This window comes from Oleiphilus sp. HI0128, from assembly GCF_001635365.1.
Genome location: NZ_LWGG01001538.1, coordinates 1 through 9,806 on the forward strand (window position 1 = coordinate 1; position 9,806 = coordinate 9,806).

The window sequence follows — 9,806 nt, forward strand, 5'->3', positions numbered from 1 at the left end:
CGTACTGCTTTGGGTAGGAATTTTTGCTTTCATATTTTCCAGAATCAAGTTGTCCTTCCCTGTCAATATATTCTCGAAACTACCTTTAATATTCGAGAATAATTTTTTTACCATAGTTACAGGGCTAGTTTTTCTGCCGCTCGCTGTTAAGTTTAACGCTGATTTTGGTATCAGCTTCAGGTATTCAGGTGAACAACTATCGCAATCCGGGGTGCTACCGCAAGTAATAACTCTGTATAAGAGTTTTTTTGTTGGTTTCGTAACGTATTGTTTTATTCTCTCATTGGGGAAAAGGGAGTTGGCGCCACTTTGTAGACTTAGCTTAGCATTGCATATGGTGAACTGGATACTATGTGCAAACGGTGCAGTAGATGTGGTTTGGATCTTTACTGCGCTTTTAATTGCTGCTAAAGGGAACAATGTTGATAAGTATTTACTGATTGGTAGCTCTGGTACTAACTTTTTTAAAACCATCAGTGTAGTGTTGCTCTCGGCTGCAGCTGTCACAGGAGTTGTGTTTTTTGGTTATGCTAACAAAATGGGTTTCGAGCAAGCCTACCTGATATTTAGAGATGAGTTTACAGGAAGGGTAGTTTATTACCTATACTATCGATTAGTTGTATTTACCTCTTCATTGGATCTGATATTGCAGCAGGGTTTTGATCTAAGAGCTAACCTCTTAGCTCTAGAATTAGAATTAGATATATTCGTTTACAGGTTAGGAAAAATTATAGGGTTCTTGTATCCAAGACCCGAGATTGAAGGTATTAATCGGCTAAATTATCTGAGCTTGTATAAATACCCTATTCAAGATAGGGCTGGAGCAACTCCAGGGCCCTTGGCAAGTTTTGGCTATATTCCAATGATGCCTCTGAATTTTGTATTATGTGGCTTTTATATTGCTGTCGTGAGAAATACCTATAAGAAAGTTTTTTGGTTGCCAAAAGGTTGTCAACCCTCAATGCTATCTTGTTTAATTTTCGTATTGATAGGTTATACATTTCTCCACAACCCAATTTCCGCGTTTACTAAGATTGGCCCAGAGCTTTTTAAAACGCTTTTTTTTATATACGTATTTGGGATGGCTCTAAGAAGGGCAAGGCGTGAAAATGAACGTGTTGTATAGTATACAGGTATTGAGGGGGTTAGCTTGTTTAGCAGTGGTCTTTTCACATGCCTTGGCGAAAGCGAAAAACTACCCTAGTCTTGAATTGCCTAGCGTTTTTGTTACAAACTACAGCTCGATAGTGCTCGGACATGCTGGAGTAGATTTATTTTTTGTATTAAGTGGGTTCATTATCTTTTGGGTGCACCATAAAGATTTTGGTGATAGAAATAGAATCCCAAAGTTTATTCTTTCTCGGTTAATTAGGGTCGTACCGATATACTGGATTCTCACCTTAGTTGGTGTTGTCACACTTTTACTATTTCCTCATTTATTTATTCACAGGTCAGAAGTCGAGATTCCTTGGGTGCTGGGTTCTTTGTTCTTTATTCCTGTGCCAACAAGCTATGGAGTGGTTTCGCCAGTTTTGGGAGTTGGTTGGACATTAAATTATGAAATGTATTTCTATTTAATGTTTGCATTGCTTCTATTTTTCAGAAAAGAAGCCCTTTATGTCTTGTTATTATTGTACTCTGTTCTAATACTACTTTTCTCTGACCCGACAATGCGTACAACATTGTCATACTCTGATTTAGTATTAAGCCCTATGGTGGTTGAGTTTTCGTTTGGTGTTTTTGCCGCTTGGTTATATATGAACCTTCAGTTGAAACTTATCCAGTATAGATATTTGTTTTTGATGGCTTCATTATCGCTTTATATATATTCCTTCTTGGATGTTCCTGTGACTTACTTCAACAGAACCTTATTGTGGGGTGGAGGAGGGTTCTTTATTGTATTATTTGCGTTGAGTATTGACTGGAAGCCAAAAAACTTGCTTGGGCTAGTGAGCGTCAGGTTAGGGGATGTTTCATATTCAGCGTACTTGTTGCAGGTTTTTACGCTGCCGTTCTTTACAAAGGTCTTTTTCTTTGTGGGGCTAGAGAATATTTTCGGGTTTTGGGTGTTTTCGATAGCGATTACAATACTGACGGTTTTTGCTAGTTATATTTTTTGGCTTTTGCTTGAAGAGCCAATTACTCGCAGCTTAAAGAAAAGATTTATCAGTTCCCAAAAAACATTATTATCCAAAACTAAATCAACATAGGAGTTATATATTTGAATGCCTGCGATTTACCAATGGTTTCTATAGTGACGCCAATGTATAACTCTAGAGAGTTCATTGATGAGACTATTCAATCGGTGTTTGATCAAACGTACTCCAACTGGGAAATGTTGCTAGTTGATGACTGTTCAAAGGATGGTAGTTTTGATTATATACGCGAAAAGTATAAAGGTGAATCCAGAATAACAGTAATCCAAAATCAAGTTAATAGCGGCGCTGGGGTATCTCGTAACAATGCCTTAGAAATATCAAAAGGTAGATATATAGCCTTTCTGGACTCTGACGATATCTGGGAGAAAGACAAGCTAAAGGTTCAAATAGAGTTTATGCAAGAGCATTCAGCCCCCATTTCACATACAAGCTTTAGCTTTATGGATGAACAGGGGGAAGACTCTCGAGGAGCTGTTGACGTTAGCCCGCTCGTCGATTTACCCAAACATTTGAGTAAAACTGAAATGGGTATGTCTACCTGTATGGTGGATACTAAACTTGTTGGTACATTTCGTTTGAGCGAAGTACGTGCTAGGCAAGATTTTCTATTATGGGTTTCTTTGTTGGCGAAGGGGCATTCATCCTATGGCTTATCTCGTTATCTTACTAAATACCGTATTAGAAAAGGACAAATTAGTGCGAATAAGTTAGTTGTTGTTCCTAAGACATTTCTCCTTTACATGAGGATTTCTCATATCCCAGTGCCTATGCGGTTCATCTATTTTCTGAGATATGTTTTTAATGCTTTTGCAAAGCGCTCAAAAGTAAAACGATAGCGAATTATACGTCTTGGTTTAATTGGCGTATGTATTTCTTAAGTCGATTGGTTTAAGTAGTGGAGTAAGATAAAAGTGAAGGTGTTAGTGACAGGTGCTGGCGGATTCATAGGGACAGCAATGTGCTCTCAGGTCCGAGGTGCTAAGCTTGACTTGGTGGCGGCGGTTAGGCAAGCGCAGGAGAGAAGTGTTGATGAGGTATCTATAGGTGATATAGACGGTAGTACTGATTGGTCTAAGGTCCTCCAGGGTGTCGATGTTGTAATTCACCTTGCTGGTAAAGCTCATTTTCTAAACCAAACGGGCTTTGATTTTCTGGAAAGTTATCGAACTGTTAATACATTGGGAACCATCAATTTGGTCCGTCAATCGATAGAAGTCGGGGTAAAGAGATTTATTTATATCAGTACCGCTAAAGTAAATGGAGAGCACACTAATAACAGAGGTCCATATAGTGTTGAAGATTTTCCATTTCCGAAAGATGCATTTAGTATATCAAAAATGGAAGCTGAATATGGGCTGAAAGAGCTAGCGTTGGCATCTTCAATGGAGTACGTAATTATTCGCCCCCCTTTAGTTTATGGGCCTGGCGTAAAAGCTAACTTTTCAGCAATGATGAAATTAGCAATGAAGAATGTTCCATTGCCTTTGGGGGCAATCGAAAATAAGCGAAGTTTAGTTAGTTTGCAAAACTTATCCGACTTAATTATGGTTTGTCTCAATAGTCCCAAAGCCGTGAATCAAACATTCTTTGTCAGTGATGAATTCGATATTTCCACTCCAGATCTTCTTCGTTCGCTTGTCTTGGCTACCGGAAAAGAATCCCGGATCTTGTATGTTCCCCCCTTAATTTTGAAAGCACTGGTTCGAATCCTCCGAAAAAAAGAGGTATATGATAGACTGTGTAGTTCTTTCCAAGTTGATATTTCTTATACTAAAAATACCTTAGACTGGACACCTCCGGTTTCGTTTCAAGATGGAATTTCTCGTTGTTTTGATAAGGCGTGTTGATTATGGTTATTCGTTTTTTTGATATTTTGTTCTCATTCTTTGGATTAGCTTTTGGGTTCCCTGTCTTATTGATATTAACGGTAATTGGCTTTTTTGACACTGGTTCTCCAATTTTTCGTCAGGAAAGAGTAGGTCGAAGGAAGAAACCTTTTACCTTGGTTAAATTCAGAACAATGAAAGTTGACACTGCTTCGGTCGCTACTCATTTGGCTAGTAGTGCATCAATCACGCCTTTCGGAAACTTCTTACGTAAAACAAAACTCGATGAACTTCCCCAACTATGGAATGTGCTAAAAGGTGAGATGAGCTTGGTTGGACCTCGTCCAGGTTTATTCAACCAAGAAGAATTAACTGCGGCTCGAGACGCTCAAGGTGTTTTTGATGTAAGGCCCGGAATTACTGGAGAAGCACAAGTCAATGAAATTGATATGTCTACACCTGTTAAGCTAGCGGAGGTTGATGCTAAAATGATCGGGGAGTTAAGTGTTGCTAACTATTTCAAGTTTATTGTAATGACAGTTACTGGTAGTGGGGCTGGAGATCGAGTACAGTTAAAGTAGTTTATTTTGTCGTACAATAGTGGTGAATAGTCGGTTTAGATCGGTATGTGTTTTTGGCCTTGGATATATCGATTCCTAACTTGCTCTATTGGGGGGTAAACGGGTCGGACGTGAGGGGGCCTCTTTCGTTGTTTTTGATACATCTTAACAAAGATGAAATACATGTTGTTGAACCTGAACTGAAGATGCTTGTTAAGTTTTTGTCATTTGAGAGCAAGCTTGGAAGCGGTCAAAGCTGAAATCTAATCCTTGATCAAAGGCGGTTATGTCCCAGGCTGGTGCAGTGTTGAACATGTAAGCTGTGCTACCCACCATTCTTCATGGAAAATGGTATTGCTTTGTTCAGTTAAATAAACACTTTCTCGATTGTCTAAGCTCTATCTACGATGTTACTCATAATAATTTAAGTGTTACTACTTTTCGCTGATACAGCGTATAAGTAGCGAATCGCATTAGCAGATTTTTAAAGAGAGAAACCATGAAAATAGCAATAGCAGGGACTGGCTACGTAGGCCTTTCAAATGCCATGTTACTTGCGCAGCATAATGAAGTTGTGGCGCTGGATATAGAGGAGCAAAAAGTTGCTTTGTTGAATGACAAAAAATCACCCATTGTTGATTCAGAAATCGAAGATTTTCTGCTGAATAAAGAGCTGAACTTTAGGGCGTCTTTGGATAAGAAAGCCACTTATGTTGGTGCCGATTATGTTGTGATTGCTACTCCGACTGATTATGATACGGAAACCAATTACTTTAATACCTCATCTGTTGAATCAGTTATTCGAGACGTTCTTGAAATTAACCCCAGCGCCATGATGATTATTAAGTCTACGGTACCTGTTGGCTTTACCAAACGCGTTCGTAGCGAGTTTGATACAGACAATATCGTTTTCTCTCCTGAGTTTCTTCGAGAAGGGAAGGCGCTACATGACAACCTATACCCATCACGAATTATTGTTGGCTCACAAAGTGAACTGGCAAAGACATTTGCAGCGTTGCTCGCTCAAGGAGCAGTCAAGGAAGATATCGATACGCTATTTATTGATTCAACAGAAGCAGAAGCGGTTAAATTATTTTCTAACACTTATCTCGCTATGCGTGTTTCGTATTTTAATGAGCTGGATAGCTATGCAGAATCCCATGGATTGGATACTCAACAGATTATCCAATAAATTGCAAAAGGGGTCGGTGACAACTAATAATCATTCGCATTACTTGCCCTACACCTAAAAGATCGTGTGTAGTTGCCTCCAACTTGTATGCAACGGGCTTTGACTTTCTGCTCTAGTTGGGCTGAATGAGTAATCAGCAGACATAATCAGCAGACGTATTGTGTTGGTGTTATTCCTTTGTTCCTTTGTTCCTTTGTTCCTTTGTTCCTTTGTTCCTTTGTTCCTGAAGTTTTTTAGCGCCTTCTATTAGCTCTCTTGTTTCTTTATGGGAACGGTCACAAAACTGTTCAAAGTCAGTAAGCAGCTTAGTTTTCGGCCAAACACCGGAGTCAGGTGTCAGTTGTCCAACTTTCAGCTGGTAGTCTGCAAGTATTTTTATGTACTGCTGTCTTTCGTCCTGCGAAATAACGATGGGGGGAAGGCCTGACTTTAGCAGAGGAATGTTTGCAATTAATCGCGCAAGGCGTCCGTTTCCGTCCCAGAAGGGGTGGATATGTACAAAGCCCATGTGAATCTTCGCGTAGGCTTTGATTCCGTCCTTAAGGTTGAGAGTTTGCTTGCATAATGAGTTGAGCTCTTCAATAAAAAGAGCCATTAACTTTTCTGTATGTAAGGGGTGGGCATATTCGATAAATACTTGTTGGTTTTTCTTATTAACTGCATAGGTACCGTTCATTTCAACTTTCCAGGCTCCATTCGGTTTATAAATGTCGGTGACGCGGTCTGTTTGAATAGCTAAATGAAGTTGGAAGCAGCTTTCTGCTGTAAAGGCTTGGTTAAGGTTTTGGTAAATCAATTCGATAGCACTAGCGTGGCCATATATTTCCTGGTGCTCTTTGAGTGGTTTACCTGAAATGGTTAAGCCCTCGTCCAATATAAACTTTGTATCACCTAAGCTTAAAGTATTGCCTTCTAGTGCCGTTGAGGTATGAGTCCAGAGGTTTCTAATCTGCTTGAGTGTAGATATCTGAATATCTGTATCTAGTCCCTGCAAAAACTGAAGCATATTGGGCGTCGTTTGGTGTGCAGCAAGACTATATCGTGTACCTTTACGACTGCCAGTTTTAATAAGCAGGCCTTGCTCACTTAATTCATTAAGCCAACGGCGTATCGTTCGATCTGAAGGAGGGCTAAGCTTGAGTGTTGGTTTATTTATCAATTCAAGAATATCAGACAGCGCGAAAGATTCAGGGGCTTGCTTAAGCAGCTGGAGGAGCATTGACGGGTCTAGTTTCTCGGTCATAACTGAGCCTGTATTCTAATATATAGGACATAACTCTATTTAATATGTCCGATAAAGTAAAGCAAAAGGGGTCGGTGACACATAATAATCATTCGCATTACTCAGCTTGAAAAGACCTTGGCTTAGGTCGATAATCACGTGTAACTATCAAGGAAGATAGAGGAAACTGAAATGCCAAGGAAGCCGAGAATGTATATGGCAGGAGTGCCGTGCCATGTAATCCAACGGGGAAACAATCGGGAAGCGTGTTTCTTTTCAGATCAAGATAATCAGTTTTATCTGGAATGCTTACAAGAAGCGTGTGAACGCTATGATGTAAGTTGTCATGCTTATGTCTTGATGACGAATCACACTCATCTTTTGTTGACACCTTCATGCACTGACGGTGTCTCTAAAGTGATGCAGTCACTTGGGCGGCGCTATGTACAATACATCAATAAGACATATCGGCGATGCGGTACATTGTGGGAGAGTCGTCATAAAGCAAGCTTGATCGATGCTGAAGGGTATTTACTCAAGTGTTATCGGTATATAGAGCTAAACCCGGTTATGGCTAATATGGTCGAGCATCCGGCTGATTACCGATGGTCTAGCTATCGGTGCAATGCATATGGTGAAAGAAGTCCGTTAATTAGTGCGCATGAGGTATATGCTCAGTTGGCACATGATACGCAGAGCCGTCTCGTTCGCTATCGAGAGTTATTTAACGTTGCGTTGTCGAAGGGCGTCATACATGAGATTCGTACTTCAGCCAGTTTCTCGATGCCTTTGGGGGATGATCGTTTTAAGGCACAAATCGAAGAAAATCTTAAGAGATCAATTGGCTATTCAAAGATAGGGCGACCTCTCAAGTGCGAATGATTACTAATTGTCACCGACCCCTTTTATACCATAATACAAAGATTGACAATGCTTGTATTTTTGCCTAGCATGAAATTTATAAATTTTTACTCTTGGAGGCCATTATGCATGTGTCCCTGACTGCCGAGCTAGAGTCTCGCGTTAAAGCCAAAGTTGAAAGTGGCTTATACAATAATGCCAGCGAAGTGATTCGTGAAGCATTGCGCTTTATGGATACGCACGAGGACTGGATCCACGAAGTGAAATTGGCTCGTTTACGCGAGCAACTGAAAGTTGGCACTGGCCAGCTAGATAGCGGTGAAGGTATTTCTATTAAATCAAAATCCTCTTTAGGTTCATTGTTCAATGATATTATGGCTTAAGTTTCATGCCAACACGCCACCTTGTTATAGCCCCTGCTGCGAAAACTGATTTAAAAAACATCTATCAGTACGGGTTGCGGCAATGGGGGAAAACCCAGTCTGATAGCTACCTTGAAAATATAAAAGAACACTTTTGGACTCTCACTGAACAAGCCATGATAGGAGTTGATCGCTCTGAACTTCTAGCTGGCACCAGAAGCCTACCTATTGCGAGCCATACCCTGTTTTATAGGGTTACAGGCGATACGGTGGAGATTATTCGTGTATTACATCGTCGCCAAGATCCTCAGCGGCACCTGACATAGTTCAATACTTAGCTGACAACGGGGTCAGACTCGATTGAAACCATCCTGTTGGAATCTAGCGCGAGCGTTGTGATATTCTTCCCTTAACTTAATTGATAAGGACATCACATGAAAATCCTACACCACGGAGCGGTGAATGGCGTAACGGGTTCGTGTCACGAGCTTCGCATTTCTGATAAAAACAGTTCTGAACAACAAGGTATTCTGATTGATTGCGGATTGTTTCAAGGGGCCGAGACCTCTGGGCAGTCGAGTGAAAGCCAGCTTGAAATCGACTTCCCAGTTTCTCATATTAAAGCGCTTGTCGTGACCCATGTTCATATCGATCATGTCGGGCGCATTCCTTATCTTCTCGCTGCTGGCTTTGATGGGCCGATATACTGTTCTGAGCCGTCGGCTGTGCTTTTACCGCTGGTACTGGAAGATGCGGTGAAGATTGGTTTCACCCGTAATAAACAGATGATCCGACAATTTATGTCGGTGCTTAAGCAGCGTATTGTGCCGCTCAAATATGGTGATTTGTATTCAGTCTTTGAAGGTTTAGATATTTGCTTACAGCCAGCAGGTCATATTCTTGGCTCTGCTTATGTTGAGTGTCGTGTGAGTCAAGAGGGTGAAGTGCATCGGCTTGTCTTTTCGGGTGATTTAGGCGCTCCTCACTCTCCTTTGTTAGCCGCGCCGAAGCCTCCTGAAGCATGTGATACCTTGGTGATTGAAAGCACTTATGGCGATAAGAATCATGAAGATCGACGCTCTCGTCGGCAGCGACTTAAGGCAGTGATCGAGAGTGCTGTTCAAGACAGAGGTGTGGTCTTGATTCCTGCGTTCAGTATCGGCCGCACTCAGGAGCTATTGTATGAACTTGAGTCATTGATCTATGAGCTTAAAGATAAAGCCGATCAGGGGGCGCTGAATTGGGCTGAGCTTGAAGTGATAGTCGACTCACCTTTGGCCAACGACTTTACTGATACCTACCGACAACTAAAACCTTTTTGGGATGCAGAGGCTCAAAGTCGGGTAGCCGTGGGTCGACACCCTCTGTCATTTGAAAATTTACTCACGATAGATGATCATCAAACTCACCTCGACACAGTGAATTATTTAGCAAAGACGGCTCGCCCAGCCATTGTGATCGCCGCTAGCGGTATGTGTGCTGGTGGACGTATTGTTAATTATTTAAAAGCCTTAATTGAAGATAAGCGTACTGATATTCTGTTTGTAGGTTATCAAGCTGAGGGAACTGCAGGGCGAGATATTCAAACTTACGGGACACGAAATGGCTATGTCGAGCTAGAGGG

Annotated in this window: 10 protein-coding genes and 1 pseudogene; 10 read left to right on the forward strand and 1 reads right to left on the reverse strand. The window is 41.1% G+C overall.

Annotated elements, in window-relative coordinates:
- The 6 genes and pseudogenes from A3763_RS25305 to A3763_RS25330 all read left to right on the forward strand — a co-directional run.
- Positions 1–1,126: hypothetical protein (locus A3763_RS25305; protein ID WP_231872325.1), on the forward strand; the 1,126-nt coding region annotated here is incomplete at its 5' end.
- The gene (locus A3763_RS25310; RefSeq protein ID WP_068633961.1) at positions 1,110–2,210 is read left to right on the forward strand and encodes an acyltransferase; all 1,101 of its coding nucleotides are present in this window, start codon (positions 1,110–1,112) and stop codon (positions 2,208–2,210) included. The genes A3763_RS25305 and A3763_RS25310, both read left to right, overlap by 17 nt.
- A gap of 11 nt (positions 2,211–2,221) precedes the next feature.
- Entirely contained in the window at positions 2,222–2,995 is a 774-nt protein-coding gene (locus A3763_RS25315) for a glycosyltransferase family 2 protein (RefSeq protein ID WP_156495329.1), read from the forward strand.
- 87 nt (positions 2,996–3,082) lie between these two features.
- Positions 3,083–4,006 (forward strand): NAD-dependent epimerase/dehydratase family protein, encoded by a 924-nt coding sequence (locus A3763_RS25320; RefSeq protein WP_197475835.1) that lies wholly within the window; start codon positions 3,083–3,085, stop codon positions 4,004–4,006.
- A 2-nt stretch (positions 4,007–4,008) separates the two neighbouring features.
- A complete protein-coding gene (locus A3763_RS25325; RefSeq protein ID WP_068633948.1) occupies positions 4,009–4,566 on the forward strand; it encodes a sugar transferase in 558 nt (185 codons plus the stop codon).
- A 478-nt stretch (positions 4,567–5,044) separates the two neighbouring features.
- Positions 5,045–5,734, forward strand: a pseudogene (locus tag A3763_RS25330) (nucleotide sugar dehydrogenase); the annotation flags it as partial.
- Between the two features lie 172 nt (positions 5,735–5,906).
- On the opposite strand, the gene A3763_RS25335 reads toward A3763_RS25330, so the two are convergent.
- Positions 5,907–6,980: a Fic family protein gene (locus A3763_RS25335; protein ID WP_082880602.1), complete on the reverse strand. Its 1,074-nt coding sequence runs from the start codon at positions 6,978–6,980 to the stop codon at positions 5,907–5,909.
- A 171-nt stretch (positions 6,981–7,151) separates the two neighbouring features.
- Between A3763_RS25335 and A3763_RS25340 the strand changes: the two genes are divergently transcribed.
- The 4 genes from A3763_RS25340 to A3763_RS25355 form a co-directional block, all read left to right on the forward strand.
- The gene (locus A3763_RS25340; RefSeq protein ID WP_068511523.1) at positions 7,152–7,841 is read left to right on the forward strand and encodes a transposase; all 690 of its coding nucleotides are present in this window, start codon (positions 7,152–7,154) and stop codon (positions 7,839–7,841) included.
- Positions 7,842–7,945: 104 nt separating this feature from the next.
- Positions 7,946–8,203, forward strand: coding sequence for a type II toxin-antitoxin system ParD family antitoxin (locus A3763_RS25345; protein ID WP_068633946.1), 258 nt, complete (start codon positions 7,946–7,948; stop codon positions 8,201–8,203).
- 5 nt (positions 8,204–8,208) lie between these two features.
- Positions 8,209–8,508: a type II toxin-antitoxin system RelE/ParE family toxin gene (locus A3763_RS25350; protein ID WP_068511530.1), complete on the forward strand. Its 300-nt coding sequence runs from the start codon at positions 8,209–8,211 to the stop codon at positions 8,506–8,508.
- 108 nt (positions 8,509–8,616) lie between these two features.
- Positions 8,617–9,806 (forward strand): MBL fold metallo-hydrolase (locus A3763_RS25355; protein WP_068760709.1); only part of this gene is annotated, 1,190 nt, incomplete at its 3' end.